This is a genomic window from Mesorhizobium sp. USDA 3734, from assembly GCF_056279665.1.
Genome location: NZ_JBWCCW010000001.1, coordinates 3,848,096 through 3,874,053 on the forward strand (window position 1 = coordinate 3,848,096; position 25,958 = coordinate 3,874,053).

A 25,958-nucleotide genomic window follows, 5' to 3' on the forward strand; every position below is an offset into this window, starting at 1 on the left:
ATGCAAGAGTATGGAATCACCATTTCACTCTAACCCATTGTTTACGCATGATGTGTGCCCAAAAAGTCTGCAACTTTTTGGCATCATGCTCTAGCCGCTCTTCAGCATATAGCCGGCGCCGCGAACCGTATGCAGGATGGGCTTGTCGAAGCCCTTCTCGATCTTGCCGCGCAGCCGCGAGACATGAACGTCGATGACATTGGTCTGCGGATCGAAATGATAGTCCCAGACATTTTCGAGCAGCATGGTGCGAGTCACCACCTGGCCGGCATGCCGCATCAGATATTCGAGCAAGCGGAATTCACGCGGCTGCAGGGTGATCTCGCGCGCCGCGCGACGGACCGAATGCGACAGCCTGTCGAGTTCGAGATCACCGACGCGGTAGACGGTTTCCGCTTCCTTGGCGCTGGCGCGGCGGTTCAGCACCTCGACGCGGGCCAGAAGCTCGGAGAAGGCATATGGCTTGGTCAGATAGTCGTCACCGCCGGCGCGCAGGCCGGTGACCCGGTCATCGACCTCGCCGAGCGCCGACAGGATCAGCACCGGCGTCGTGTTGCCTCTGGATCTCAGACCGGCAATGACCGACAGGCCGTCGCGGCGCGGCATCATCCGGTCGATGACCATCACGTCGTAGTCGCCGGCATCGGCGAGCGCGAAGCCGGTTTCGCCGTCACCGGCGACATGCGCGGTGTGACCGGCCTCGGCAAAGGCTTTCTGCAAGTAATCCGCAGCCTCACGATCGTCTTCTATGACGAGAATCTTCATAGGACTGTTATACGCGATTTCGCCGGAAGGTTGAGTGGCAGACATCTGCATTGTGGCCTTTGCCAAGCGCATCGCGATCAAGATGATCCCAAGCCGTGCGCGATAAGTCCTCGCTCCCGATGTTGTTGCATCGCCGCGCTTTTGAATTGTGCGGCAGCGGGCGATGGGAAGCCCGCTGCCGCCGGGGGAAGGCGCGATGACTGACTAACGCGCGCTCCTCCATGCTTTCCCGTGCGGCGGCTCGGGGGTGTTTGAAACTGCCGCACTGGAAAAGTCGAACAGCTTCCGAAACCGAACTCCGGTTCCGGAGCCAGCGTCAGCCCTTGGCGACGGGCAGCGCGACGAAACGATTGGCGTCGTCGCGGGTGATCTGCATCAGCACTGCCTTGCGGCCGGATTTGACTGCTTCGGTCATCGCCTTGGTGACGTCATCGGTGCCGTTCACCTCGGTGGAATTGACAGCGGTGATGACGTCGCCCGGCTGGATGCCGCGATCGGCGGCGTCGCTGTCGGGGTCGACGTCGGTCACCACCAGTCCCTTGCCGTTTTCGGACTTGGTGACGGTTAGGCCGAGATCGGCCAGCGTGTCTGGCTTTGCCGGAGCGGCGGGCTGCTGCTGGTCGGCCGAAGCTTGCTTGTCGCTCGAGGGCAGTTTGCCGAGATCGACCTTGACCGTCTGGCTCTTGCCGTCGCGCCACACGGTGACATCGACCGACTTGCCAGGCGAATAGGCGCCGATCAACCGGGCAAGTTCCTTCGGCGAAGCAACGTCCTTGCCGTCGACCTGGGTGATCACGTCACCAGCAATGATGCCGGCCTTCTTGCCGGGACCATCGTCCTGGGCGCTGGAAACCAGAGCCCCGTTGTTGGACTTCAGCCCGAGCGATTCGGCGATGTCGGAAGTGACCGGCTGGATTTCGACGCCGAGCCAGCCACGCTGTACGGAACCGCTCTTCATCAGGTCCTGAACGACCTGCTTGGCGGTCGAAGCGGGAATGTCGAAGGCGATGCCGACGCTGCCGCCGGACGGCGAGAAGATCGCGGTGTTGATGCCGACGACCTGGCCGTTGAGGTTGAAGGTCGGGCCACCCGAATTGCCGCGGTTGACCGAAGCGTCGATCTGGATGAAGTCGTCATAGGGGCCGGCGCCGATGTCGCGGCCACGGGCCGAGACGATGCCGGCGGTGACGGTGCCGCCGAGGCCGAACGGATTGCCGACGGCCACCACCCAGTCGCCGACGCGAACCTTGGAATCGTCGGCAAAGTCGACATAGGTGAACTTGCCGACGCCATCGACCTTTAGTACCGCGAGATCGGTGCGCGGGTCGGTGCCGATCAGCTTGGCGTCGAGTTCCTTGCCGTCATTCATCACCACGGTGAAGGCCGAGCCTTCCGAAACGACGTGGTTGTTGGTGACGAGATAGCCGTCATCGGAGATGAAGAAGCCGGACCCTTGAGCAACCGGCCGCGGCTGGTCGTTGTTGTGATCGCGGTGGTTGAAGCGGCGGTTACCGCCACCCTGGCCGTTCTGGTCGCCAAAGCCACGGAATTCCTTGAAGAAGCGGCGCAACTGCGGATTGTCGGGCATGTTGTTCATGCCGTCCGGATCGTCGCCCTGGTCCGAGCCGTCATCGGCCACGGGCTGGATCTTGGCCTTGACCTTGACGCTGACGACGGCGGGAGAAACGCGCTCGACGACATCGGCGAAGCCCGGCACCTGCGGCGCCTCGACGCGCACGGCGTCAGCCAGAACAGGGCTGGTTCCACTGGTCAGTGCACCGACGCCGATCGCACCGGCCATGGCGATGGACGCAACGGCAGCCATGAGACGCTTGCGGGTGACGGAATATGAATTGGGGGCAATATTCATGGATTTCTTATCCTCTTTCAAACGGACGCTGCTTGATCGGCATCCTCAGGAAAGAGAATTAGAGAGGCGCACATTACAGCGCCATTTCCGACACATGAAACTTTGGTAATGTTTTGGGGTCAGGGACGCACAAACCCCTTGGTTGCGATGGTCCGATGTACTACCTTGTACACAACTCAGCACAAGGCTTTCATAGATGACGGCAAGCACCACCATGACCATCCGGGTCTCTTCCGAAACCAAGCTGAAACTGGAGCGAATCGCTACCGACACCCGGCGTAGCAAATCGTTCCTCGCCGCCGAGGCAGTCTCGGCCTACGTCGATCGCGAACTCGATATCATTGAAGGCATCAAACGCGGCATGGAAGACGCGGCGGCTGGCCGTGTCGTGCCTCACGACGATGCCATGGCGGAAATCAACGCGGTCATCGAATCGTCGGAAGCCAGGCGCTTGGGCAAGGCGTGAAGCGGTCCGTCGCCTGGTCGCGAGAAGCGCTGGACGATCTTAAGCAGCAAGTTGCCTTTATCGCTCAGGACAATCCTGCAGCCGCCCGACGCCTCGCGGATCGTATTCGTGAAATGGGCCGGGGCCTTGGTGATATGGCGACGGGCCGGCCAGGCCGAGTAACAGGCACCTATGAGAAGCCCATCAGCCGCCTGCCCTACATCATTGCCTATGAGTTGCGCCCGATCGCTGGCCGTCAGAGCGTCGTTATCCTGCGCGTCATTCACACGTCGCGGGACTGGCCCTCGGAGGAATGGCCGAGCTAATTGCCTAGTATCTTGTCCAGCGCCGCCTGCTCTTCGGCGGACAGGGATTTTGTCGCCAGCGTTCGGCGCGACCGCGCGGTCAGCACGATGAAAACGCCGCCCACCAGCAACAGCAGGACAGGTGTGCCCCACAGCAACGCATTGCGCAGGTCGAAACGCGGCTTCAGCAGCACGAACTCGCCGTAGCGGGAAACCACGTAGTCCATGACCTGCTGGTCGGTGTCGCCGGCGATGAGGCGCTGACGCACAAGGATGCGCAGGTCACGCGCAAGGTCGGCATCGGATTCGTCGATCGACTGGTTCTGGCAGACCATGCAGCGCAGGCCTTCCGACAGCGCACGCGCCCTCGCCTCCAGCGCCGGATCGGCCAGCACCTCGTCAGGCTTCACCGCCAGGGCCGTACCGGCAAAGAACAGCGCCAGCAGCAGGACAATCGAGGTCAGCGAGAACCGTGCGTTCATGGCAGGCCCGCGGACGTCACGGCGCTCGCCTGCTTGCGCCGACGCGATGGCGCGCCGACGCGCAAGCGCCGGTCCATAAGCGACATCGCCGCGCCCGCCATCATCATCAGGCCGCCGCCCCAGATCAACGTCACCAGCGGCTTCCACCACAGACGCACGACGACGGACCCGTCTTTGCCCTCGTCGCCGAGCGAGATGTAGAGCTGCGAGAAGCCGATGGTCCTGATGCCGGATTCCGTCGTCGTCATCTGCCGCACCGGAAAAAACCGCTTGGCGGAGCTGATCTCGCCGACAGGACTGCCGCTGACGCCGATCAGTTCGAAGCGGCCGCGGTCCTCTGCGTAGTTCGGTCCCTGGGCCGGATAGAGCCCGACGAAACGCAGCGTGTGGCCGGACAGTTCGACAGTCTCGCCGGCATGCATCGACAGGATCTTTTCGGTGCCGAAGCAGAGCGTGCCGACGATGCCAAGCGTGGTCAGGCCAAGGCCGAGATGAGCGAAGGCAGTGCCGAAAACCGAGCGCGGCAAGCCGAGCAAGCGCCGGACCATGATCCCTGCTCCGACATTGCCGACGCCCGATTTGACCGCGAGGTCGGTGAGCGCGCCAAGGATCAGCCAGACGGCAAGGCCGACGCCCAGGGCTGCGAACACCGAGGCGCCGTCGATGAACAAAGCAGTGACCAGCGTCGCCAGCAGGGCCGCGGCAAAAGCCACCATCAGGCGCTGCGCGACGGCGAAGACATCGCCGCGCTTCCAGGCCAGCAGCGGTCCAAACGGGACCACCAGCAGCAGCGGCACCATCAGCGGTCCGAAGGTGAGGTTGAAGAACGGCGCGCCGACCGAAATCTTGTCCGCTGAAAAGGCTTCGATGGCCAGCGGATAGAGCGTGCCGACGAGCACGGTCGCGGTCGCCGTGGTCAGGAACAGATTGTTGAGCACGAGCGCGCCTTCGCGCGAAATCGGATGGAACAGGCCGCCGGCCGTCAGCCGGGAGGCGCGTAGCGCAAACAGCGCCAGCGAGCCGCCGATGAACAGCGTCAGGATGCACAGGATGAAAACGCCGCGCGTCGGATCGGTGGCGAAGGCGTGCACCGATGTCAACACGCCCGAGCGCACCAGGAAGGTGCCGAGCAGCGACAACGAAAAGGTCAGGATGGCGAGCAGCAGCGTCCAGATCTTCAGCGCCGAGCGCTTTTCCATGACGATGGCCGAATGGAGCAGCGCGGTGCCCGCCAACCACGGCATGAAGGAGGCGTTCTCGACCGGATCCCAGAACCAGAAACCGCCCCAGCCGAGCTCGTAGTAGGCCCAGTACGATCCCATGGCGATGCCGCCGGTCAGGAACATCCAGGCGACCAGTGTCCACGGCCGCACCCAGCGCCCCCAGGACGCGTCGATGCGCCCTTCGATGAGGGCGGCGACCGAGAAGGAAAAGCAGATCGAGAAGCCGACATAACCGAGATAGAGGAACGGCGGGTGGATGGCGAGACCGAGATCCTGCAGAACCGGGTTGAGATCGCGGCCTTCGATGGGCGCCGGATTGAGCCGGATGAACGGATTGGACGTCGCCAGGATGAACAGGAAGAAGGCGGCGCCGATGGCGCCCTGTACGGCAAGCACATTGGCGCGCAGCGTCGCCGGCAGGTTGGAGCCGAAAGCGGCGACGAGGGCACCGAAGAAAGTCAGGATCAGCACCCAGAGCAGCATCGAGCCTTCGTGATTGCCCCAGGTTCCGGTGATCTTGTAGATCAATGGCTGCAGCGAATGCGAATTTTCCCACACGCTCGCCACCGAGAAGTCGGAACTCGCATAGGCGCTCGCAAGTGCTGCGAAGGACAGCGCCGTCAAGGCAAAGCCAGTCAACGCGACCGGACCGCCGACCGCCATCAGGCGCTGGTTGTTCAGGCGTGCGCCAAACAGCGGCACGAGCGTCTGCACCAGCGACAGCGCGAACGCCAGGACCAGGGCGAAATGTCCGGTTTCAACCATGGTGACGCCCGCTATTCACTCTTGCTCTCCTGCCAAACGCCCTTGGCCTTGAGGCCATCCGCCACTTCCTTGGGCATGTAGCGCTCATCATGCTTCGCGAGCACGCTGTCGGCAACAAAGACGCCGTCCGGGCCGAAGGTGCCCTCGGTGATGACGCCCTGCTCTTCGCGGAAAAGGTCGGGGAGGATGCCGGTATAGGTGACCTTGACCGATTTGTGCGTGTCGGTGACCGAAAAGCCGACCGTCGCCCCCTGCCCGCGCTGGATCGTGCCTTTTTCGACCAATCCGCCCAGCCTGATGCGCTGGCCAGGCATGACGCTGGCGGTGGTGAGATCGGCCGGCATGTAGAAATAGGACGCCTTCTGACCAAGCGCGTAGAAGGTCAACCCGGTGGCGGCACCGAGGAAAGCCAGCCCGCCCGCGATCACCGACAATCGTTTCTGTTTGCGCGTCATGTCTGCCTCTACTCCGTCGCCGTCAGGCCAAGCGAGGCGGCAAAGCCGGTGAATTTCTTCGCCTCGTCACTGTCGGCTCCAAAGACGGCAATGGCGCGACCGAGCGCCTCACGCGCCTGACCGGCCTTGCCCAGCACGACGTAAGAACGAACAAGCCGCATCCATCCTTCCGCGTCACGCGGATTCTGTCGCAGTTTGTCGTCGAGGCCGGCGACCATGGTGTTGATCATGGCTTCCCGATCCTGCGGCGACATCGAGGACGCGGCGTCGATATCGCCGGCAGCGGGACCGTTGGTGGTGCCGCCGGAAGCGACTTCGGGGCTGCCGGATTTGGCCAGCGCCTGCTCGACCGCACTGCGCCACGGCGACTCCGGCGGCAGTTTGCCCAGCATCGCCTGCAAGGCTGTGACCGCTTCCTTGGTTCGGCCCTCCTGCGCCAGCGCCATGGCCAGGTAGAAACTGGCCTTCGCATTGGCCGGATCGAACTTCAAGGCCGCCTCGAAGGCATCCTGTGCATCGGCCGAGACAATGCCGCCTGCCGCACTGGCGATCGCCTCGCCGAGACCAGCCTGGCGAACGGCACTGTCGCCATCGAGGCGAATGGCGTTGCGATAGGCTGCCGCCGCATCGGAAAAGCGCTGCATGCGCAGATAGACCGGTGCGAGCACATCCCAGCCCCTGCCATCGGCAGGATTGGCGGCCAGATGGGCTTCGGCCCGCGCCACCAGTTCGTCGACAGAACTGTCGGCCGGATTCTTGGCCAACCGCTCGCTGAGCGGTTGCGACGGCAGGTCGGGAGAGCCGAGCTTGACATAGAGGCCCCAGCTGACCAGCGGGACCGCCAGCACGGCTACGGTTGCCACCAGCCTTGCCGCGACCGACGCTCGCCCGACAGATCCGCCGCCGGCCGTACCCGCATTGTCAAGGCGAAGGATGCGGCGAGCGATCTCGGCACGCGCCTCGGCGGCTTCCGCCGGCTGGATCAAGCCACGCGCGGCGTCGCGATCGAGCTCGGACAACTGGTCGCGATAGACTTCGAGATCGTGATCGCCGCTTGACGACGCGCCCTTCGAGCTGGCGGCCAGCGGCAGCAGCACCGCCAGGCTTGCACCCAGCGTGAGAATTGCGGCTATGACCCAAAACAGCATGGTTCTTCCAATAACGGCAGAGCTCTGCCGTGCCAACACAGGTTTCCTGCGACGCTTTGACGGCAGGTGCGCCGCATGTCCTTGATCAACATCAACCGGCGCGATACCAACCGGCTCCGATTGATTGTCAGGTCAGCGGCGTCCAGCTGCCATCGGCGTTGCGGCAAGCGGTTCCACGCGCCGTGATCCCGGCCCCGCCGGTGAACACCGTCTGCGTGTACTGGCGGCAGTCCTGCGAACCGACGCGATAGGGCTGTGCCGGAACCACCTCGCCGTAGCGCGAAGCCTGGGCGCCCTTCCACGTCACCTTCTGGCCGCTGGTCGTATATTCGAGCGCCTTGTATTCAGCCTCGAGCGCACTGCGCTTCTCCGCCTCGCTCAGGCCGGCGCCGATCGATCCACTGATGAGGCCGCCGCCCATTGCCGAAATGATCGTCGTGGTCACCTTGCCGCTGGAAGGAGGCGTCGAAGCCGGTGTCGGAGCTACGGTGGGGCCCTTGCCGCTCAAGGTGGTGCAGCCGGAAACGGCCAGCAATGCGGAAACAAGGGCGACGCGAATCTTCATGCCAACAACCGGTTTTCTTGAGTTGGAGCCTGCCATGGATGCGCCGGGGGCCGCGTCATCGGAGAAGTCGGCGTGGCCATAGTATTGATATTTGTCGGAAATTTGGCCGGTCCCGGCCGCTACGGGACCAATCGACATGCCGCCAATAACATCTCCCGTCCCCCGATGTCGATTGGCCCTGGTAAACATCACTGAAGGCTCCGCAATCGCACCACCGCCTTCAATCCGCCCATGCCGGACCGTTCGAGCGCCAGGACGCCTCCATACTCGTTGACGAGGTCGGCGACAATGGCCAGCCCCAGACCTGTTCCGGGCTTTGTCTCGTCCAGACGCCGTCCGCGCTTCAGCGCCTCGCGCGCCTTGTCCTCAGGGATGCCCGGGCCGTCATCCTCGATGTTGATCTCGAACAGGCTGGCCGGGTCGTCCTTGCCGGTCAGAGGCACGACCGAGACCAACACCGAACTCTTTGCCCATTTCATCGCGTTTTCGAGAAGATTGCCCAGCAATTCCTCAAGGTCCTCGCGCTCGCCGGCGAAGACGATCTCGGTCGCCGGGAGCGACAGCGACAGGTTTGTCTGCGGGTTGAGCTTCTGCAGAACCCGCACCATGCGCTGCACCAGCGGCGTCACCGGCGTGCGGTAGACGACGCTGTCGCGTTGCGCGGCGACACGGGCGCGCTGGAGATAGTGCTCGACCTGCTTCTGCATGGAAGCAGCCTGTTCGGCGATCAGCTGTCCCTTGGCGCCGCCAAGCGCCCGACCCTCGTTGAGCAGCACCGCCAGCGGCGTCTTCAGCGAATGGGCGAGATTGCCGACCTGGGTTCGCGACCGCTCGACGATACGCCTGTTGTTTTCGATCAACGCATTGGTTTCGTTGGCAAGCGGTTCGATCTCGGCCGGGAAACGGCCGTCGAGCCTCTGCGCAGTGCCCTCACGCACCATGGCAAGCGCGTTCCTGACCCGGCGAAGCGGCTGCAGGCCGAGCAGGATGGCGATCGCGTTGATGGCGATCATGCCGACGCCGAACAGGCTGAGATAGGTCAGCAGGCGGCGCTGGAAGGTGGCGATCTCCTGTTCGAGTTCGCTCTGGTTGCCCATGACGCGGAAACGCGCGGCGCGGTTCTTGGCGTCGAGAACGAATTCGCTCTCGAACACTTCGAGTCGTTCGCCGTCGATGCCTTCGGCCGCGTAGCTGCGCTGGAAGCTGGCGTTGAACGGCACCTCGGCAACGCTCGGTGACGGGATCGTCGTGGTCATCGATGACGAGTGGAGATCGCCATGCACGCCTTCCGAGGCGGGCTCGACCGACCAGTACCAGCCCGAATTCGGCTCCGAGAAGCGGAGGTCGCCGAGGTCTGGCGCGCCGGTCAGCGCACCGCTGTCGGAAATGCCGATGGAGCCGATCAAGTTGAACAGATGCGCGGAAAGCAGGCTATCGAAGCCGCGCTCGCTGGCCTGACGGTAGAGCGTGGTGATGAGGGTGAAAATGATAACGAGCGTCACGATCGCCCAGACCGTGGAAAAGGCGATGACACGGAACGTCAGCGAACGCGGCCACAAACGCAGCGAAAGCGGCGTCCTTGCGGTTGGTTTGAGCGGTTCCGAGTTACGCCTCCGGCTCACGCATGCGGTAGCCCATGCCGCGCACGGTTTCGATCATGTCGATGCCCATCTTCTTGCGCAGCCGCCCGACAAAGACCTCGATGGTGTTGGAATCGCGGTCGAAATCCTGGTCGTAGAGATGTTCGACCAGTTCGGTCCGCGAAACGACCTCGCCCATATGGTGCATCAGATAGGCAAGCAGGCGAAATTCGTGCGACGTCAGCTTCAGCGGCACGCCGTCGACATCGGCCTTGGAGGCCTTGGTGTCGAGACGCAGCGGCCCGCAAGTCAGTTCGGACGAGGCATGGCCGGCTGCGCGCCGGATCAAGGCCCGTAGCCTCGCCAGCACCTCCTCGATGTGGAACGGTTTGGTGACATAGTCATCGGCGCCGGCATCGATGCCGGAGACCTTGTCGCTCCAGCGATCGCGCGCCGTGAGGATCAACACCGGCATCTTGCGGCCGCCGCGCCGCCAGCGCTCGACCACGCTGATGCCGTCCATCTGCGGCAGGCCGATGTCGAGCACGACGGCGTCGTAGGGCTCGGTGTCGCCGAGGAAATGGCCTTCCTCGCCGTCGAAGGCGCGGTCGACGACATAGCCGGCATCGACCAGCGCATCCGATATCTGCCGATTGAGATCCTTGTCATCTTCGACGACGAGTACGCGCATGCGGAGTTCGATACCTGTTGAAGAGCTGGGGTCAGATATAGGCCGATTCCGGCGGCCTGGGAAACGGAGGTCCGTAAGATGGAAGATTGGGTCAGTTCAGCGGAACGACGATTTCGGAACGGCGCGGACGTTGTCCGTCCTTGCCGGGGACGAGCACGACGATGACGCAGACAGGCTGACCGCCGCGTGTCGATTGCGAGGCCTTGGCCAGCGTTCCGCCATTCTGTTCGGCCACCTGCTGGCCGATCGCGTAGCAATCGGACGCCGCCAGCAGGATGGGGCTGGCCTGGTCGGGCGCGACGACCGGCATCGCCATCGCCTGCGACGCAAACAGCCCGGCAGCACAGAGCGCCAGTGTCGCGGTTCGGAAGTGGGAGCGAAGCGTTTTCATGGTCGGCGTTGTAACGCATCGGTGCTGAACGTGAAATGAACGGTGAACGCCGCTGAAACCATCCTCGCCACACCCCTGCAATGCGAGACAACCGACCGGGGATTTCGCCGCCCAACCGGCAAAATCCAGGAAACGACAGTCTAGACCCCGTTTCGACCATATTGAAAGCACATCAGGCATTTTCCTGCGTTATGGCGCGAAAGCGCAGCAGTCCGTGATGGACGAGCAGGTCCTCGTCATGGCGGGCCTCGGCGAATTCCAACGTCAACCGAGTCTGGCCACGAGGGCCAATCACCAGCGCTGCGTCGGCAAGGCGCACCTTGATGGCGGCCATGATGGCAAGCGTTTCGGCTTCGCCATGGGCTTTCGACCAGACATGGAGCGTAATCAACTGGTCATCCGTGTTCTCGGCGCCAGTATCCCAGTCGAAGGCGCTGGTCTGGCCGCAGGTCACGTATGGAAAAGCGGCATTATCCGTTGCCCTTTCGAGCAGTCCAGCACCGCCCAGCAAAGCCGACAGCGATGCATCGCTTTTGAGCCTCAGAAACAGTGCCTGCTGCAAATCGCCGGGCGCGGTCATCGTCCTTTTCCCCTAGTCGTTGTGCTACCGATCATTGCTTTTCGGAAGCCTGCCAGTGTTCTGCATACTTTGTCAGAAATAGCCAATCGACGTGCGGAGACGATGGCGATTCGTCATCGGAATGATGGATGCTGACGATCTCGAAAATACGACTTTGCCAATCGCGCAGCCTAACGATGAAGCTGCGTAGCGCAACCCAGCACCGTGATGATGACGGCACTGCGGCCTGACACAGCGCTCGCCGGCCATGATTGGCAAGCGGGGCATGAATGTGGACACCCGGTTCCTGGTCACCTAACCTTGCCGCATATGGGCGGGTCCGCATGACGGACTGTTTCTTGCCGGCTTTTGATCCACGAAGCGGTGGGCCGCGAGCGTCTTCTTTTGATTTCCGGGGCTGATGATGCTTGATCCAGAAAAGACCAAGGCCGCGTCTCGGTTGTTGGTGGGCCATTGGGACAACGGCACCCGTCTCGACGCCATACCCGAGGCGTTGCGGCCACAAACGCGGATTGAAGGCTACGCTATCCAGTTGCATGTGATGGATCGCTCGGTGGCTCCGCTTTTCGGCTGGAAGATCGCCGCAACCAGTCTGGCCGGACAAAGGCACATCAACGTCGACGGTCCGATGGCCGGGCGTCTCCTGGCCGAAAAAGCGGTTGAGGTCGGCGGGACCGTTTCCCTGGCGACGAGCAAGATGCGCGTGGCCGAGATCGAATTCGCCTTCCGCTTCGGCCGCCAGTTAGCGCCGCGTCCGGCACCCTATGAAATCGCCGAGGTGATGGATGCCGTGGCCGCCTTGCACCCGGCGATCGAAATTCCGGATTCTCGGTATGACGACTTTTGCGCCGTCGGGGCGCCACAGCTCATAGCGGACAATGCCTGTGCCAATCTGTTTGTGATCGGCGAGGCTGTAGAGGACGATTGGCGCGACGTGGATCTCGCAAAACACCCGGTGGTCGGTCTCGTTTCCGGGAAGTCGCAGCACAACGGATCGGGAGCAGCCGTGTTGGGCGACCCTCGTATTGCACTTACCTGGATCGTCAATGAACTGTCGGGGCTGGGCATAGCACTGCAGCCGGGACAGGTGGTGATAACCGGCACCTGCGTGACGCCGATAAGTGTCGAGGCCGGCGACAAAGTCACCGGCGATCTAGGCAGGTTTGGTCGCGTCTCGGTGCGTTTTGTCTAGTGCGCTCGGTGCTGCCTGACCGCAAAGTGTTTCAGAGATGACCAAGGGATTGCAGGATCAGAACGCTTGAAAGACCGAGCAGCGCGATACCATAGAGCCGGTCGATCCACACTGCGTTCGGGCCGGCCAGAAGCCTCGCTGCCCGTGATCCAAGCGTGGCATAAAGCATCAGGACGAAAACATCCGCCGCTGCGATGATGATTGCCAGGACCGCGTATTGCATCGCGATCGGCTCGTTGCTGTCGACAAAGGACGGCAGGACGGCGGGAAAGAACAACCATGCCTCCGGGTTTGTAATCGCCACCACGAAACAGCGAACCATGAGTGCCTTGGTCGAGCGAGCCTTGTCGGGAAAGCCTGGATCGAACGCATGGCGGGATCCGGTGGAGCTGCGAAGCGCGCCGACAGCGATGAAAAGCAGATAGAGGGCGCCGACCATCCTGACAGCTGAAAGATAGAATTCCGAAGCCACCAGAAGCGCTCCGAAGCCAAGCGCCACCGTGCAGATTAGGACGATGTCCGAGAGCACCACACCGGCCATGCCAAAGAAGGCGTGCCTGACCCCGTAGCGTGACCCGTTTGTGATGGCGAGCACGACATCCGGTCCCGGAACCGCCATCCCGAGCACTGATATGAAGGCAAACGTCACCAGCGGCAGGTTTTCCATGGCGCTGGATAGTGTGCCGGCCGCAGGCCTTCCGTAACGTCCTTCACATAGCGGTTGGGACTGTCGCGGATTTCCGTATGAATCGAACCCGTTACGGTTGTCCGCCGCGCTGCCTGGCCACGAAACTGCGCACCGCCAGCACCAGCACCGTGATGATGATCAGGATTACTGAGAGCGCAGCGATCGCCGGGTCGATGTTGTCGCGCAGGCCCATCCACATCAGCCTGGGCAGCGTGATGGCGTTGACCGAGGTGATGAACAAAGTGACGCCGATTTCTTCCCAGGACAGCACGAAGGACAAAAGTGCGGCGGTGACGATGCCGAACTTGATGTTGGGCATGATGATGCGGGTGGCGCGTTCCCAGACCGTGGCGCCAAGGCCGCGCGCGGCGAGGTCGATGCGCCGGTCAAGCTGGCTGAGCGACACCAGCATCAGCACGGTGGCGAAGGGCACGGTCATCACCGAATGCGCCATGGCGACACCGAGCCAGGTGTCGTAGCCGAAGAACGCGCTGAAGCCGGAGATCGAGGTCAGCAGAAAGTAGAGCGTGATTGCCGAGACCACCGGCGGCACCACCATCGGCAGCAGCACGAAGCCGACGAGTGCCGCGGTGAAGCGCGGCTGGAACATCCAGACACCGAGACTGAAGCACAGCGACAGCACGGTCGAGAAAGCGCTGCTGACGATACCGATGCGGATCGAGAGCAGGATCGATTGGAGCCAGCGTGGGTCCTCGATCAGCGCCCGGTAGTGGCGCAGCGACAGTTCGCCCGACGGCATCGCCAGCATGCGGCTCGGCGTCAGCGATACCGGGATGACGGCGAGCAGCGGCATCAGCAGGAACAAAGCCACGAAGGCGGCGATGATCAGCGAGACAGGACCGGGGCGGTAGGTCGGCATCAGATCAACTGCTTCGGTCTGACATAGCGGAACAAAAGCGCCATCAGCGCGCCGACGAACAGCACCAACACGACGCTGATCGCCGCACCCAGGCCCCAGTCCGGGCTCTGGAATATCCTGAGATAGATCAGCTCGGCGATCATGACGCTGCGGCCGCCGCCGAGGATCGCCGGCGTGACGAAGAAGCCGAGCGAAAAGACGAACACGATCATCGCCGCGCCGATGATGCCTGAGCGCGTCATCGGCACGAACACCGTCCAGAAGGTGCGCATGCGGCTGGAGCCGAGGCCTCGCGCGGCCAAGAGCACGCGGTCGTCGAGGCTGCGCATGGCCGATGCCAGCGGGAAGACGGCGAACGGAATGAGGAAATGCGTCATGCCGACGATGACGCCGAATTCGTTGCGCACCAGCGCCAGCGGTTCGGAAATGAAGCCGATCGCCTGCAGCCAGGTATTGATCAGGCCGCGATTGGACAACAGCGCCACCCAGCCGAAAGCACGGGTCAGCACGGAAATCCAGAAAGGAACGAGAATGCAGAACTCGGCGATCAGGCGCTGTGCCGGGGTGCCGCGCACCCAGACGACGGTGATGGCGTAGGCAGCGGCCACCGAAACCACGGTGACGACCGCCGCGATGCGTAGCGTGCGGATGAACACCGATTGGACCAGATCGTCGGTGAGCAGCGCCTCATACTGGCCGAGGCCGGGCGTCGGCAGCGTGAAACTCCATTTGACGACGCCGAGGAACGGCCAGGCATAGGCCAGGACAAGAAACAGGAGCAGCGGCGCCATCAACAGCGCCGCGCCCATCCTGTCGGAGAGATAGGATCTCATTTCGACCCGATTACCCCTGCCCTGGTCAGGCCGAGATGATCTTGGTGTATTCGTCGAGCGCCGGCCCGTAGTTCTTGGCGTACCAATCCATATCAAGCGTGATCTGCTTCTTCATGTTCTCGGGGTCGACCGGATTGATGCGCTTCTTGTCGGCGGGGATCAGCGCGTCGGCGGCCGGGTTTGCAGGGCCTTGGCCAAGCTTGTCGAACATGACCAGCTGCTTTTGCGGATCCTGGGCGCTGGCGATGAACTTCATCGCCGCATCCTTGCCGCCGGGGTTATTCTTGAGCACGGCGAGCGCACCGGGCGAGATCAGGCCCTGGTCCCAGATGAACTTGATCTTGCCGCCGGAATCCTGCTCGATCAGCGAAGCGCGGGTCGACCAGACGATCGCCATGGAGGCCTCGCCATTGAGCAGCACGCTCTGGCTCTCGGCGCCGCCACCCCAATAGGCAACGACATTTTCCTTGAAGGCGGCGATCTTGTCATGCGCGCGCTTGAGATCAAGCGGGTAGAGCGAAGCCGGCGCGATGCCGTCGGCCAGAAGGGCGGCCTCCCAGCTCGACACGCCCCATTTGTAGAGCGAGCGCTTGCCGGGGAATTTCTTCACGTCGAAGAAATCGGCCATGCCGGTCGGCGCGTCCTTGCCGTATTTCTCGGAGTCGTAGGCAATGACATAGGAGAAGAAATAGGTCGAGGCGGCATATTCCCAGCCAAAGCCCTCGCGCATTTTCTTCTTGTCGACGATCGCATAGTCGATCGGCTCGAGAGCGCCCTGGGCGCCGAGCGTGATGGCCGAGAACGGGTCGACGTCGACGAGGTCCCATGTCGGTGCGCCGCTCTTGAACTGCGCGGCGATGGCGCCTTCGGTCGGACCCGATCCGTCCATCTTCACGGTGATGCCGGTGTCCTTGGTGAAGGCCTGGCCGTAGGCCGCGTCATAGGCGGTGATGGCGTCACCGCCCCAGTTGACCAGCACCAGCTCCTTGGCCTGCGCAAAGGCGCCGGTCGAGCGCAGCAGCATCGGCGTGCCGGCCAGCACGAGTGCCGCCAGCTGCGTGAACTGCCGGCGCGAGATCTCGCCGCGACCTGCCTTGGCGGACAGGCTCTCGATGGCTTGTTTCTTGGTATCATGTGTCATGTCAGTTCCCCTTTTTTGTCGTTGATAGTACCGGAAAACGGCGGTGCGCGTGTCCCGCCACACCGTTCGTCATTGTCCTCCATGCGGAAGGAGGAAACCCTTTTCCGCCGGCCAGGTGAGCCAGACGGAATTGCCCTTGCTGAGTGCGGCGGCCGCCACCTCGTTGGGCACCGAGACCGTCACCTTGGCGCCTTGCCGCGTCGTCAGATCAAGCCGCGTCGCAGCACCCAGATAGGTCGAGTTGGTGGCTGTCGCGGCAATGCCGTTTTCGCCGGCTGCCGCCTCGCCTGATATCGACATGTATTCGGGCCGGATCGCCAGGATCGCATCGCCGCGTACCGCTTCGGCCTTGCAGCGCATGCTGACCGCACGGTCTTCGCACAGGCCGGTCGAGCCATTGTCGGCGGGCTTGACACCCTTCAGCGGCAGCATGTTGATCTCGCCGAGGAACTCGGCGACGAAGCGGTTGTCCGGCCGGTCGTAGACCTCGTCGGGCGCTCCGACCTGCAGCAGTTTGCCGTGATTGAAGATGGCGACGCGCGACGACAACGCCAGCGCCTCGCTCTGGTCGTGGGTCACAAAGACGAATGTGGTGCCGGTCTCCTGGTGCAGCCGCTTCATCTCGGCCTGCATCTGGCCGCGCAGGCCCTTGTCGAGTGCCGAGAATGGCTCATCGAGCAACAGCACGCCTGGCTCGAACACCAGCGCGCGCGCCAGCGCCACGCGCTGCTGCTGGCCACCGGACAGTTGCGCCGGCAGCTTTTTCTCGTGGCCCTTGAGGCCGACGCGCTCGATCATCTCGCCGACACGGCGCTTGACGTCGGCCGCCGATTTCTTGCGTACCTTGAGTGGGAAGGCGATGTTGGCTTCGACGCTCATATGCGGGAACAGCGCATAACCCTGGAACACCATGCCGGCGGCGCGTTGCTCGGCCGGCCGGTCGGTGATGTCGACGCCGTCGCTGAACAGCTTGCCTTCGGTCGGCTGCACGAAGCCGGCAAGGATCATCAGGAAGGTGGTCTTGCCCGAACCGGACGGCCCGAGCAGGGTCAGGAACTCGCCACGGCCGATATCGAGCGACAGATTGTCCAACGCACGGAACGAGCCGAAGCTCTTGCCGATCCCGATTGCCTTGATCTCTGCGGCACGGCCGGGTTGCTGCATACTGCCCTTTCCCTAACGCTTGTCGAAATCGTAGGCAGGGTGCCGGCTCACCGCAACCGAATAGTTTTCGCGTGATCGGCAAATTTGATTCATCTATGGCGGGCTGGCCCGCAATATCTCAATACGGCCTGACCGGGTTCTCCGAAAGTTTCGACCTCAGCCAACCCGCGAAAGCATCGAGCACGGGATGCGCCGTCTTGGCATGCTCGGAAACCAGAAAATAGGAGCGTGGCGATTTGATCGCGATGTCGAAAGGTCGTACCAGCCGGCCCTCGCTCAGCGCCCGGCGACTGGTCAACTCGTCGCCCATGGCGATGCCCTGACCGGCAATCGCCGCCGAAAAGACCAGGTTCATGTCGGAAAAGAAGATGCCGCCCTCTGTGTCGGGGTTTTCCACCTTGGACAGGGCCAGCCAGCGCGCCCAGTCCTCGGTATCGCCGAGATGGAGGAGATTGGCGCGCAAAACATCGGCTGGCTTCGAGAATCCACCGACCTTGTTGAGCAGCGTCGGGCTGCACAAAGGCGTGAAGGAAATCTCGCACAGAAGCTCGACCGCCCGGTTCGGCCAATTGCCGACACCAAAGGCGATGAAGGCATCGGCATCAGCATTGCTGACATCATCCAGACGCCGCGGCGTCAGGATGCGCAGCGCGACATCGGGGTACATTTGCCGGAACTCGCCGATATGGGTGCACAGGAACAACGAGGCGAAGCCCGGCGTGCAGCTGATGCTGAACGAGCCGCCAACGCCGGTGCCGGCATGGCGCGTCACCGCGTCGCCCAGCACGGTCAGCGCCTTGCGCACGTCGCTGGCGTAGCGCTGGCCGCGCGGCGTCAGCGCCACGCCCTTGCCGATGCGTTCGAGCAGGTCGAAGCCTAGGTCGCGCTCCAGCAGGCGAAGCTGGTGGCTGACCGCGCTGCGGGTCAGGTGCAACTCGTCGGCGGCGCGCCAGACGCTGCCGTGGCGGGCGAAGCTATCGAGCGCGCGCAGCGCTTGTGTCGATGGTATGCGCAAGGAGCCTCAGGTGAACCGAATTTGCATGAGCCGGGAAAACATATCACTTTTTGGCGAGCCGCTTCACTGCTTTCTTCTCCGGCCATGGAGAAAGCGGCCACCACTTCGGCGCAAGCAACCGCGCTTGCCCATATCGACGGCATCCGGCCGTCGCTGTCGGCGTGGACGCGCACCATTTTCGACTTCGGCGAGACCGCATGGCGGGAATATCAGTCGGCGGCCTGGTATGTGGAGCTGTTGAAACGCGAAGGCTTTTCCGTCGAGGAAGGGTCCGGCGGCATGCCGACCGCCTTCTGTGCGCATTGGACGAACGGCGCCGGGCCGACCGTCGGCCTGTATGCCGAATATGACGCCGTGCCCGGCAATTGCCAGGACCCAGCGACCGTCAAGCGCCCTCGCCCGGGCCTTGGCGACCAGGCCGGCGGCCACACCGATCCGCATTCCGGGCTCGGCATCTCAAGCCTTGGCGGGCTACTGGCGACCAAGGCGGCGATGCAACGCCACGGCATATCGGGCACGCTGCGCTTCACCGGCGAGCCGGCCGAGAAAGTACGCGGATCAAAGCCGATCCATGCCGCCAAGGGCTATTATGACGGCCTTGCCGGCATGATCTCCTTCCATCCCTTCTACATGCTGCCGCTGTGCAACACGGCGCGCTGGGACACGCATTGCGGCGCGGCCTATGCGATGATCTACCGCTTCATCTGCGATGAGCCTGAACACTGGGCGCGCACCGGCGGCGACGGCGCACCGATCCCGCAGGCGCATTCGGCGGTCAGGGCGCCCGGCGCCAACGATGCGCTGATGACGATGTATATGGCCTCCAAGGCGCTGCGCGATTCCATGCTGCCGCATCAGGGCGGCTGGTCGATCAGCGAGGCGATCCTCACCGCCGGTCAGGCGACCGCCGACAACTTGCCGGCCGGCTTGGCCGAAATCCAGTACATGATCCGCGTGCCGACGCTTGCCCAGGCCGAGCAGGTCACCACCGTGCTCGACCGCAATGCGCAAGCGGCCGCCAGTATGAGCGGCTGCCGCTATGAGCGGCATTGGGTGTCTAAGTCGCGGCCCGGTCTCGCCAACCACGCGATGGCCGAGATCGCCTATGGAGCGCTGTCGACGGTCGGCCCGCCCCATTGGGACGAGGCGGCCAAGGCGATCGCCCGCGAAATCCAGGTCAATGCCGGTGGGGTGGCGACCGAAAATCCCTTCATCGATGAGCTGGAGCGGCTGATTTCACCGCAGGAGGCCGAAACCATCCTGCGCCGCGACCTGCCGCCCTCGCAGGTGAACTCAACCTCCGATGACTACACTGACATGAGTTGGCATGCGCCGACGGCGCGTTTCTATGTCGCCCGTCCGGCACTGCGCTCGGCAAATGGCCATCCCTATCCTTCCTGGGTGATGAACGCGCTGGGCGGCATTTCCGCCACCATCGATCCGATGGTGACTTGCGCAGCCAAGACCGTGGCTCTGGCGGCGCTGCGTCTGCTCGAGGACAAAACCGCTCGCGATGCGGCGATGGACGAGTTCGTCACCCGTACCGGCGGCGGCGTCGGCGGTTCGACCTGGATCGCGCCGCTCTGCGATTACGAGCCGCCGATTGGATTTCGCTGGCCCGAATATGTCACCACCCCGCGCGGGCGCGACTGGTGGATACCGAGCAATCAAACACCCCAAGCCACCTCACGAGGAGCACCCCATGACCGTTCATGACCGCATTGTCGCCGAGCCGTTTTCGCTGCAGCGCCGCAACCCGGCCGGCGGCACCAAGCCGCTGACCGCCTGGGGCTTTGCAAACGAGACCGACGTCCTGACCGACGTCCTGCTCGGCTCACCCAATTTCCTGCGCCATCTGTCGACCAGTTCGCTGTCGCGAAAGCATCTGCGCGAGGCGCCCTGCAACGTCCAGATCGCGCAGGCGCAGCACAAGGACCTCGTCGCCGCCTACGAGCATTTCGGCGTCAACATCCACTGGCACGAGCCGACACCGGAATTGCCGATGCAGGTCTATTCCCGTGATTCCAGCGTCATGACGCCCTACGGCGCCTTCATCACCGCAATGGCCAACTGGTGGCGGCGCGGCGAGAATTACGCCGCGATCCGCACCTACGAAAAGCTCGGCATCCCGATCTACGATATGGTCACGGCGGGTACGTTCGAGGGCGGCGACTTCAACGTCATCGAGGACGGTGTGGTGCTGATCGGCTGCGGCGGCGCGCGTACGCAGGAAGAAGGTGCCCGCCAGGTGCAGGCCTGGTTCGACAAGGAAGGCTGGGAAACCCGTATCGCCTTCATCGACGAGTATTACGTCCATATCGACCTGATGGTGGTGCCGATCGCCGAAAAACTGACCGCGGTCTGCCTCGCCTGCACCGAACCTGGCATCGTGGACTGGCTGAAGGGCAAGGGTCACGAGATCATCGACGTGCCGTTCCAGGACACGATGGCGCTCGGCTGCAACTTCATGTCGCTGGGCAAGGACAGGGTGATCGCGCCGACCTCCAGCCAGACCCTGATCGGCCAGCTCAAGGCGCGCGGTTTCGAGGTCGCGGCCGTCGACATGAGCGAGATTTCGAAGACCGGCGGCGGCATCCACTGCATGGCACAGGCGCTGAAGCGCGAGCCGGCCTGAGGCGGCAAAACTCGATGCGGCAGGTCCAGGCGGTGTTCCTGGCCCGCCTTCAGCAACAAACCCGCCGCTGTGTCTTCAGCGCCCTTGTGGCTGCTGAAAAAATGGAGGAATAGTCTCCCGGAACGCATCGCCCTGAAATTGCCGGTTTGCGGTTCTCAGGTCGGGCAATCGCCTAGCCGGATTTCCGAATGGCCAGTCTTGAACCGCGCAAGAGAAGAGGTCCGATCGCCGCCCGGCTGCTGGCGCTCGACGCATGGATCGATTCCTCGCTCTACGAGATCGGTTTCAAGGCGCGCCAGTTCTGGGAATCGGCGACGATCTTCTCGCGGCGCTTCCGCGTCAACGGCTGGCGCCGTGGCATCATCGAACTGTTGAGCGAAGGTTTTACGCTCGGCGCAGGCGGCACTGTGGTGATGCTGGCGCTGGCCATTCCGGCCTTTCAGGACACGGCCGGCGATTGGCGCGCCCAGGGCGACTTCGCCGTCACCTTCCTCGACCGCTACGGCAACGAGATCGGCCAGCGCGGCATCATCCAGCGCGATTCGGTGCCGGTCGACGAGATGCCCGATCATGTCATCAAGGCGGTGCTCGCCACCGAGGATCGCCGCTTCTTCGATCACTACGGCATCGATGTGCTCGGCCTTTCGCGCGCCATCTTCGAGAATGTGCGGGCCAACTCCGTCGTCCAGGGCGGCTCCAGCATCACCCAGCAGCTGGCCAAGAATCTGTTCCTCACCAATGAGCGCACACTGGAGCGCAAGATCAAGGAAGCCTTCCTGTCGCTGTGGCTCGAGGCCAATCTGTCGAAGAAGGAAATCCTGCAGCTCTATCTCGACCGCGCCTATATGGGCGGCGGCACGTTCGGCATCGAGGCGGCCGCCGACTTCTATTTCGGCAAGAGCGTGAAGGACCTGAACCTCGCCGAGGCGGCGATGCTGGCCGGGCTGTTCAAGGCGCCGACCAAATATGCTCCCCACATCAACCTGCCGGCGGCACGTGCGCGCGCCAACGTGGTGCTGTCCAATCTTGTCGACGCCGGCTTCATGACCGAGGGGCAGGTCCTGCAGGCAAGGTTGCACCCGGCCGACGTCGTCGACCGCGGCGAACAGAAAAGTCCGGATTATTACCTCGACTGGGCGTTCGACGAGGTCAAGAAGATCGCCAAACCGGGCCAGCACTCGCTCGTCGCCCACACCACCTTCGACGCCAACATCCAGAAGGCGGCGGAAGAATCGGTGGAGTTCCACCTGCGCCAGTTCGGCAAGGAATATAACGTCAGCGAGGGCGCGGTCGTCGTCATCGAGACCAACGGCGCCGTGCGCGCCATCGTCGGTGGCCGCGACTATGGTGCCAGCCAGTTCAATCGTGCCACCAAGGCGCTGCGCCAGACCGGCTCGTCATTCAAACCCTATGTCTACGCAACCGCGATGGAACACGGCTTCACCCCCAACTCCATCATCTCCGGCGGCCCGATCAGCTGGGGCAGCTGGTCGCCGCACAACTACAGCGGCGGATCGGCGGGCAATGTCACGCTGATCATGGCAATGGCCAAATCGATCAACACCGTGCCGGTGCGGCTGGCCAAGGACTATCTCGGTATTCCGCCGATCAAGGCCATGGCCGAGGCGATGGGCGTGGAATCGCCGCTCGAAGCGCACAAGACCATGGTGCTCGGAACCTCGGGCATGACGGTGATGGACCAGGCGACGGGCTACAGCGTGTTCGCCGACAACGGTTTCGTCGGCTCCCGGCACGGCATCACCCAGTTGGTGACCCGCACCGGCGAGGTGGTTTATGATTTCGCCAAGGATGCGCCGCCGCCACACCGGGTGCTGTCGGAGCAGGCGCTCAAATCGATGAACACCATGCTGGCCGCGGTGCCGGTGATGGGCACGGCGCGGCGGGCCCAACTTCCCAACATCGTCGTCGCCGGCAAGACCGGCACGACGCAGTCCTACCGCGACGCCTGGTTTGTCGGCTTCACCGGGAACTACACGGCGGCCGTGTGGATGGGCAATGACGACTTCACGCCGACCAAGAACATGACCGGTGGCTCGCTGCCGGCGATGGTGTGGCAGCGACTGATGGTCTACGCGCACCAGAACATCGACCTCAAGCCGATCCCGGGCATCGACAAGCCCTTCGTCGACGAGGACATCGCGGCCAAGGCCGAGGAAGCGCAGAAGAAGAGCGACGCGCAGGCGGCAGCGGACGCAGCGGCCGAACGGCCGCCGGTGCTGTCCAGCCGGACCACGCAGACGCTGCGGGACATGACCAGACTGTTCCAGTCGGCGCCCGCCCTCAGTACGCCTCAACCACCTGAGACGCTGTCGGCGCTTTGATTTTCTGACTGGGGTTGAGTCTTTCCGACTGGTCTGGGCGGGCAAATCCATCGGCCCGCTTGCCACAAGGCCCCACGGCGCGATATCCCCGGGCGGCAACTCTTCGGTGTCCCCGGCCCTTCATGCTCAAAAATGCCTTCCTGACGCTGCTTTCGCTTGCCATAGCCATCGTCGGCGGTGGCGGCAGCGTCTGGTATGCGCTGAAAGTCCAGGATGGCGTCGGCGCCATCCGGATCGGCCAATGGACGGCCTTTCCCGATATCGGAACGCCGTCGGCCGATCCCTATTCCAAGGCCCGTGTGGCGCGCGAGGGCGTGCTTGCGCTCGGCCGCGCCGAAGGGCTGTCCTTTGTCGCCGAGCGCGACACGGGCGGCGCCGAGCTCAAGCGCGAATGCACCTACACCATCGAGGGTGGATTTCCGACGGCGCGGTTCTGGACGCTCTATGCCGCCGACCAGTCGCTCGGCGTGGTCGAAACCGGCAAATCCCGGCTGGCGGCGCTGCAATCCTATGGGGTGGTGCGCCAGCCCGACAATTCGGTCATCATTTCCGCCGGCCATCACCCGATGCCGGGCAACTGGCTGCTGACGGATGGCTTCGGCAGGATGTATTTCGTATTGACCTTCTACGACACGCCGATCGCCAGCAGCACCGGCCTGTCGGACGTCTCGCTGCCGCGTATCGTCAAGGCAGGCTGCGATGCGTAGTTTCTATGCGGCGATGCGCAGACTTCTGCATGCCATCCTGCTCGGCCTGCTCGGCGCTGGCATCGTGCACATCGCCGTGCTGCTTCTGGTGCCCGTGTTTTCCGAACGCGATGCCTGGTCGCGGCTGTCCATGGCGTCGGATCTCTACAAGATGACGCGGCTCGATGCCGAGGCCGGTGGCGCGCCCGTGGTGAAATCCGTCGATCCGCTGTTCTACGCAACGGCATGCCGATTCGACCTGGGCGAAGGCATGGTCCGCATCAAGGCGCCTGGACATGTGCCGTTCTGGTCGGTGTCGGTCTATGACCGCAGCGGCCACAACATCTATTCCTTCAACGACCACACCGCGACCGGCGGCGTGCTGGATGCCGTCGTGTTGACGCCGGCGCAGATGATCGACGTGCGCAAGGACCTTCCCGAGGACCTTCAGGGAGCGATCTTTGTCGAAGCGCCGATCGAGGAAGGCATCTTCGTCATCCGCGCCTTCGTGCCCGACGACAGCTGGAAGCCGATCGTATCGCGCTTCTTCGAGCAGAGTTCCTGCGAACTGCAGGACTTCTAGAGCCTGTTCCATCCCGATGGAATCGGGATGGGCTCTATCTTATCGTTTGAGCATGATCTCTGGACAAACGGTTTCCGTTTGTCCGAGAAAACCGGATTCCACTTTTCGGGATCATGCTCTAGTGATGCGGGACCGGCTTGGTCCCTGGCGATCCCGGCTTCTCGGGATCGACCGGCCGCACTTCGCCGGCATGAGACCGCTCGTAGCGGATGCCGGGAAAGATGATCACCGCCGCCGGAATTTCGGCGATCTGCTTTGTCCGATTGCTTGGTGCCGTACGCGGCACGAAAGACAGTACCATGCCCATGGTTCGCGCATTCCTCTCGGTTTCCCCGGAGCACAACGCAACGCCTCCAAATATCATTAAGGCCGGCAGAGGGTTAACGGAGCGTTTACCTAGGATACTGAAATGCCACTAAAATTAGCTGAAATGGGCAAAACGCTTAAAACGAAAACCTAAAACGCCTCGGGCTGGCGATGTTCGGTCAGCCCGCCCATTCATTTATCGCGTCAAAATGGGTTTTTCGGTTCGCTCCCGTCCGGGCCGAAAACCTGCGGCATCAAATAACCGATCTGTGTTTTTGTTTCTGCACAGCCTTCATAAGTCATCGTCGCTGATTGGGCATTGAGGTTAGCTTGAAGCGTGTTCCAGATTTTGTCCTTGGTTTCCTGTGGCAACCCTGAAGAGTCTGACGCCTTCTTAACAACAGCCGAAATCTTGCTGACATCCTCCTCGCTGAATGCGGCGTCGTGTTTATTACAAAAATCGGCCGTGAGATACGCGACGTAATATGGCGCCAACGCGCTGGTTAGCTGTGCGTCTTGCTGGTTTACAGCGGTCTGGTTCTCGTCACCTTCATCGCTTTCATCGGAGGCAACCTGATTAGCCATGCTCACTCGCGTAAACTTGTCGAACGACTGCAAAAACAGCATAGGAAATGTCTGTCGATCATAAGTTCCAAAAGCTTGACCTTGGACTTCGCTCTCATGGAAGCAGTCCATAACCTTGTTATAGATGCTCTTGAATTCCTCCGCAGACGTATTGGTCCCTGATTCACCGAACATCGATTTGAATTCGGTATCATTCAAAGGGAGGCTTATCTTTTTGATCTGCTCACATTTTGGAAGTGTGATTGATGCAAAAGCGGTCGAGCATGACAGCCCTGCGGCAATCAAAACTGCCGCGCCAATTGGTTTTGATTTCATGATTTTCCCCACTGCCCGTCCGTCACAAATCTCATTTTCCTATCGGCATTGCAATCTGCAGATGCGGAGTCGCGAGGATGGCTGTCAGATCGCCGGCCACTCGAAGTCGGTTACAACTTCCAAAGTTTATGACCGAGAGAACCTTGCGGCTGCACAGAGAGTTTCTTTTCGGTGCTTAGAAGGTCGCAAGATGGGCGCGGCGGCATGGTGACATAGATTTCGAGAACACTTTCGTCGTTTGAAATAAAGTTTTCTCGTTATTTAAGTCTCTAAAACGGATGCGTGTTAGATCAACGGCTTAGGTTAACGGAGCGCTAACGGATCGTCG

General features: G+C 62.6%; 27 protein-coding genes. 8 read left to right on the top strand and 19 right to left on the bottom strand.

The window, feature by feature from the left end:
* Positions 1–90: 90 nt before the first annotated feature.
* On the bottom strand, positions 91–765 hold the full coding sequence (locus ACZ89F_RS18930) for a response regulator transcription factor (protein ID WP_476093470.1): 675 nt from the start codon (positions 763–765) through the stop codon (positions 91–93).
* 316 nt (positions 766–1,081) lie between these two features.
* On the bottom strand, positions 1,082–2,635 hold the full coding sequence (locus ACZ89F_RS18935; RefSeq protein WP_476093471.1) for a Do family serine endopeptidase: 1,554 nt from the start codon (positions 2,633–2,635) through the stop codon (positions 1,082–1,084).
* A gap of 196 nt (positions 2,636–2,831) precedes the next feature.
* Here ACZ89F_RS18935 and ACZ89F_RS18940 point away from each other — a divergent pair, with 196 nt between their 5' ends.
* Entirely contained in the window at positions 2,832–3,101 is a 270-nt protein-coding gene (locus tag ACZ89F_RS18940) for a CopG family ribbon-helix-helix protein (protein ID WP_476093472.1), read from the top strand.
* Positions 3,098–3,406 carry a type II toxin-antitoxin system RelE/ParE family toxin gene (locus ACZ89F_RS18945; protein ID WP_476093474.1) on the top strand — a complete coding sequence of 103 codons (309 nt, stop codon included), beginning with the start codon at positions 3,098–3,100 and terminating at the stop codon, positions 3,404–3,406. The genes ACZ89F_RS18940 and ACZ89F_RS18945 overlap by 4 nt, the downstream gene beginning before the upstream one ends.
* On the opposite strand, the gene ACZ89F_RS18950 is transcribed toward ACZ89F_RS18945, so the two are convergent.
* The 9 genes from ACZ89F_RS18950 to ACZ89F_RS18990 form a co-directional block, all read right to left on the bottom strand.
* On the bottom strand, positions 3,403–3,867 hold the full coding sequence (locus tag ACZ89F_RS18950; RefSeq protein WP_476093475.1) for a cytochrome c-type biogenesis protein: 465 nt from the start codon (positions 3,865–3,867) through the stop codon (positions 3,403–3,405). The genes ACZ89F_RS18945 and ACZ89F_RS18950 overlap by 4 nt on opposite strands.
* A complete protein-coding gene (locus ACZ89F_RS18955) occupies positions 3,864–5,855 on the bottom strand; it encodes a heme lyase CcmF/NrfE family subunit (RefSeq protein WP_476093477.1) in 1,992 nt (663 codons plus the stop codon). Before ACZ89F_RS18955 ends, ACZ89F_RS18950 begins: the two co-directional genes overlap by 4 nt.
* An 11-nt stretch (positions 5,856–5,866) precedes the next feature.
* Positions 5,867–6,310, bottom strand: a complete 444-nt coding sequence (gene ccmE / locus ACZ89F_RS18960; RefSeq protein WP_126068495.1) for a cytochrome c maturation protein CcmE — start codon at positions 6,308–6,310, stop codon at positions 5,867–5,869.
* An 8-nt stretch (positions 6,311–6,318) separates the two neighbouring features.
* Positions 6,319–7,458: a c-type cytochrome biogenesis protein CcmI gene (gene ccmI, locus ACZ89F_RS18965; RefSeq protein WP_476093478.1), complete on the bottom strand. Its 1,140-nt coding sequence runs from the start codon at positions 7,456–7,458 to the stop codon at positions 6,319–6,321.
* A 127-nt stretch (positions 7,459–7,585) separates the two neighbouring features.
* Entirely contained in the window at positions 7,586–8,023 is a 438-nt protein-coding gene (locus tag ACZ89F_RS18970; protein ID WP_476093480.1) for a hypothetical protein, read from the bottom strand.
* Between the two features lie 188 nt (positions 8,024–8,211).
* Positions 8,212–9,645 (bottom strand): ATP-binding protein, encoded by a 1,434-nt coding sequence (locus ACZ89F_RS18975; RefSeq protein ID WP_476093482.1) that lies wholly within the window; start codon positions 9,643–9,645, stop codon positions 8,212–8,214.
* Positions 9,629–10,294: a response regulator transcription factor gene (locus ACZ89F_RS18980; protein WP_023812809.1), complete on the bottom strand. Its 666-nt coding sequence runs from the start codon at positions 10,292–10,294 to the stop codon at positions 9,629–9,631. The genes ACZ89F_RS18975 and ACZ89F_RS18980 overlap by 17 nt, the downstream gene beginning before the upstream one ends.
* A gap of 91 nt (positions 10,295–10,385) precedes the next feature.
* Positions 10,386–10,685: a hypothetical protein gene (locus ACZ89F_RS18985; RefSeq protein WP_476093483.1), complete on the bottom strand. Its 300-nt coding sequence runs from the start codon at positions 10,683–10,685 to the stop codon at positions 10,386–10,388.
* A gap of 172 nt (positions 10,686–10,857) precedes the next feature.
* Positions 10,858–11,265, bottom strand: a complete 408-nt coding sequence (locus ACZ89F_RS18990) for a DUF3168 domain-containing protein (RefSeq protein WP_476093485.1) — start codon at positions 11,263–11,265, stop codon at positions 10,858–10,860.
* A 403-nt stretch (positions 11,266–11,668) separates the two neighbouring features.
* Here ACZ89F_RS18990 and ACZ89F_RS18995 point away from each other — a divergent pair, with 403 nt between their 5' ends.
* On the top strand, positions 11,669–12,457 hold the full coding sequence (locus ACZ89F_RS18995) for a 2-keto-4-pentenoate hydratase (RefSeq protein ID WP_476093487.1): 789 nt from the start codon (positions 11,669–11,671) through the stop codon (positions 12,455–12,457).
* Positions 12,458–12,488: 31 nt separating this feature from the next.
* On the opposite strand, the gene ACZ89F_RS19000 is transcribed toward ACZ89F_RS18995, so the two are convergent.
* From ACZ89F_RS19000 to ACZ89F_RS19025, 6 genes are all read right to left on the bottom strand, one after another.
* Entirely contained in the window at positions 12,489–13,124 is a 636-nt protein-coding gene (locus ACZ89F_RS19000; RefSeq protein ID WP_476093489.1) for a LysE family translocator, read from the bottom strand.
* A gap of 91 nt (positions 13,125–13,215) precedes the next feature.
* A complete protein-coding gene (locus tag ACZ89F_RS19005; RefSeq protein ID WP_476093491.1) occupies positions 13,216–14,025 on the bottom strand; it encodes an ABC transporter permease in 810 nt (269 codons plus the stop codon).
* Complete coding sequence (locus ACZ89F_RS19010; RefSeq protein ID WP_013532644.1) at positions 14,025–14,858, bottom strand: ABC transporter permease; 834 nt, start codon at positions 14,856–14,858, stop codon at positions 14,025–14,027. The genes ACZ89F_RS19005 and ACZ89F_RS19010 overlap by 1 nt, the downstream gene beginning before the upstream one ends.
* Positions 14,859–14,883: 25 nt before the next feature.
* Positions 14,884–15,999: an ABC transporter substrate-binding protein gene (locus ACZ89F_RS19015; protein WP_476093492.1), complete on the bottom strand. Its 1,116-nt coding sequence runs from the start codon at positions 15,997–15,999 to the stop codon at positions 14,884–14,886.
* A gap of 69 nt (positions 16,000–16,068) precedes the next feature.
* Positions 16,069–17,163, bottom strand: coding sequence for an ABC transporter ATP-binding protein (locus ACZ89F_RS19020; protein ID WP_476093494.1), 1,095 nt, complete (start codon positions 17,161–17,163; stop codon positions 16,069–16,071).
* Positions 17,164–17,281: 118 nt separating this feature from the next.
* Positions 17,282–18,178 carry a LysR substrate-binding domain-containing protein gene (locus ACZ89F_RS19025; RefSeq protein ID WP_476093496.1) on the bottom strand — a complete coding sequence of 299 codons (897 nt, stop codon included), beginning with the start codon at positions 18,176–18,178 and terminating at the stop codon, positions 17,282–17,284.
* An 84-nt stretch (positions 18,179–18,262) separates the two neighbouring features.
* Here ACZ89F_RS19025 and ACZ89F_RS19030 point away from each other — a divergent pair, with 84 nt between their 5' ends.
* The 5 genes from ACZ89F_RS19030 (at position 18,263) to ACZ89F_RS19050 (ending at position 24,424) form a co-directional block, all read left to right on the top strand.
* A complete protein-coding gene (locus ACZ89F_RS19030; protein ID WP_476093498.1) occupies positions 18,263–19,894 on the top strand; it encodes a zinc-binding metallopeptidase family protein in 1,632 nt (543 codons plus the stop codon).
* Positions 19,881–20,813, top strand: coding sequence for a dimethylarginine dimethylaminohydrolase family protein (locus tag ACZ89F_RS19035; protein WP_292642029.1), 933 nt, complete (start codon positions 19,881–19,883; stop codon positions 20,811–20,813). Before ACZ89F_RS19030 ends, ACZ89F_RS19035 begins: the two co-directional genes overlap by 14 nt.
* A 188-nt stretch (positions 20,814–21,001) precedes the next feature.
* The gene (locus ACZ89F_RS19040; protein ID WP_476093499.1) at positions 21,002–23,155 is read left to right on the top strand and encodes a transglycosylase domain-containing protein; all 2,154 of its coding nucleotides are present in this window, start codon (positions 21,002–21,004) and stop codon (positions 23,153–23,155) included.
* A gap of 122 nt (positions 23,156–23,277) precedes the next feature.
* Positions 23,278–23,862 carry a DUF1214 domain-containing protein gene (locus ACZ89F_RS19045; RefSeq protein ID WP_476093501.1) on the top strand — a complete coding sequence of 195 codons (585 nt, stop codon included), beginning with the start codon at positions 23,278–23,280 and terminating at the stop codon, positions 23,860–23,862.
* Positions 23,855–24,424: a DUF1254 domain-containing protein gene (locus tag ACZ89F_RS19050; RefSeq protein ID WP_476093502.1), complete on the top strand. Its 570-nt coding sequence runs from the start codon at positions 23,855–23,857 to the stop codon at positions 24,422–24,424. The genes ACZ89F_RS19045 and ACZ89F_RS19050 overlap by 8 nt, the downstream gene beginning before the upstream one ends.
* A 118-nt stretch (positions 24,425–24,542) precedes the next feature.
* Here ACZ89F_RS19050 and ACZ89F_RS19055 read toward each other — a convergent pair whose 3' ends face one another.
* Together ACZ89F_RS19055 and ACZ89F_RS19060 are read right to left on the bottom strand one after the other, a co-directional pair.
* Positions 24,543–24,731: a hypothetical protein gene (locus ACZ89F_RS19055; protein ID WP_476093504.1), complete on the bottom strand. Its 189-nt coding sequence runs from the start codon at positions 24,729–24,731 to the stop codon at positions 24,543–24,545.
* A gap of 203 nt (positions 24,732–24,934) precedes the next feature.
* Complete coding sequence (locus tag ACZ89F_RS19060; RefSeq protein ID WP_476093506.1) at positions 24,935–25,630, bottom strand: hypothetical protein; 696 nt, start codon at positions 25,628–25,630, stop codon at positions 24,935–24,937.
* Positions 25,631–25,958 lie beyond the last annotated feature (328 nt).

Excerpts from the sequence above, each read along its gene's own strand:
- ACZ89F_RS18930 (WP_476093470.1), bottom strand. The coding sequence starts at position 765 with ATGAAGATTCTCGTCATAGAAGACGATCGTGAGGCTGCGGATTACTTG.
- ACZ89F_RS18935 (WP_476093471.1), bottom strand. The coding sequence starts at position 2,635 with ATGAATATTGCCCCCAATTCATATTCCGTCACCCGCAAGCGTCTCATG.
- ACZ89F_RS18940 (WP_476093472.1), top strand. The coding sequence starts at position 2,832 with ATGACGGCAAGCACCACCATGACCATCCGGGTCTCTTCCGAAACCAAG.
- ACZ89F_RS18950 (WP_476093475.1), bottom strand. The coding sequence starts at position 3,867 with ATGAACGCACGGTTCTCGCTGACCTCGATTGTCCTGCTGCTGGCGCTG.
- ACZ89F_RS18955 (WP_476093477.1), bottom strand. The coding sequence starts at position 5,855 with ATGGTTGAAACCGGACATTTCGCCCTGGTCCTGGCGTTCGCGCTGTCG.
- ccmE (WP_126068495.1), bottom strand. The coding sequence starts at position 6,310 with ATGACGCGCAAACAGAAACGATTGTCGGTGATCGCGGGCGGGCTGGCT.
- ccmI (WP_476093478.1), bottom strand. The coding sequence starts at position 7,458 with ATGCTGTTTTGGGTCATAGCCGCAATTCTCACGCTGGGTGCAAGCCTG.
- ACZ89F_RS18970 (WP_476093480.1), bottom strand. The coding sequence starts at position 8,023 with ATGAAGATTCGCGTCGCCCTTGTTTCCGCATTGCTGGCCGTTTCCGGC.
- ACZ89F_RS18980 (WP_023812809.1), bottom strand. The coding sequence starts at position 10,294 with ATGCGCGTACTCGTCGTCGAAGATGACAAGGATCTCAATCGGCAGATA.
- ACZ89F_RS18985 (WP_476093483.1), bottom strand. The coding sequence starts at position 10,685 with ATGAAAACGCTTCGCTCCCACTTCCGAACCGCGACACTGGCGCTCTGT.
- ACZ89F_RS18990 (WP_476093485.1), bottom strand. The coding sequence starts at position 11,265 with ATGACCGCGCCCGGCGATTTGCAGCAGGCACTGTTTCTGAGGCTCAAA.
- ACZ89F_RS18995 (WP_476093487.1), top strand. The coding sequence starts at position 11,669 with ATGCTTGATCCAGAAAAGACCAAGGCCGCGTCTCGGTTGTTGGTGGGC.
- ACZ89F_RS19000 (WP_476093489.1), bottom strand. The coding sequence starts at position 13,124 with ATGGAAAACCTGCCGCTGGTGACGTTTGCCTTCATATCAGTGCTCGGG.
- ACZ89F_RS19005 (WP_476093491.1), bottom strand. The coding sequence starts at position 14,025 with ATGCCGACCTACCGCCCCGGTCCTGTCTCGCTGATCATCGCCGCCTTC.
- ACZ89F_RS19010 (WP_013532644.1), bottom strand. The coding sequence starts at position 14,858 with ATGAGATCCTATCTCTCCGACAGGATGGGCGCGGCGCTGTTGATGGCG.
- ACZ89F_RS19015 (WP_476093492.1), bottom strand. The coding sequence starts at position 15,999 with ATGACACATGATACCAAGAAACAAGCCATCGAGAGCCTGTCCGCCAAG.
- ACZ89F_RS19020 (WP_476093494.1), bottom strand. The coding sequence starts at position 17,163 with ATGCAGCAACCCGGCCGTGCCGCAGAGATCAAGGCAATCGGGATCGGC.
- ACZ89F_RS19030 (WP_476093498.1), top strand. The coding sequence starts at position 18,263 with ATGGAGAAAGCGGCCACCACTTCGGCGCAAGCAACCGCGCTTGCCCAT.
- ACZ89F_RS19035 (WP_292642029.1), top strand. The coding sequence starts at position 19,881 with ATGACCGTTCATGACCGCATTGTCGCCGAGCCGTTTTCGCTGCAGCGC.
- ACZ89F_RS19040 (WP_476093499.1), top strand. The coding sequence starts at position 21,002 with ATGGCCAGTCTTGAACCGCGCAAGAGAAGAGGTCCGATCGCCGCCCGG.
- ACZ89F_RS19045 (WP_476093501.1), top strand. The coding sequence starts at position 23,278 with ATGCTCAAAAATGCCTTCCTGACGCTGCTTTCGCTTGCCATAGCCATC.
- ACZ89F_RS19050 (WP_476093502.1), top strand. The coding sequence starts at position 23,855 with ATGCGTAGTTTCTATGCGGCGATGCGCAGACTTCTGCATGCCATCCTG.
- ACZ89F_RS19055 (WP_476093504.1), bottom strand. The coding sequence starts at position 24,731 with ATGGGCATGGTACTGTCTTTCGTGCCGCGTACGGCACCAAGCAATCGG.
- ACZ89F_RS19060 (WP_476093506.1), bottom strand. The coding sequence starts at position 25,630 with ATGAAATCAAAACCAATTGGCGCGGCAGTTTTGATTGCCGCAGGGCTG.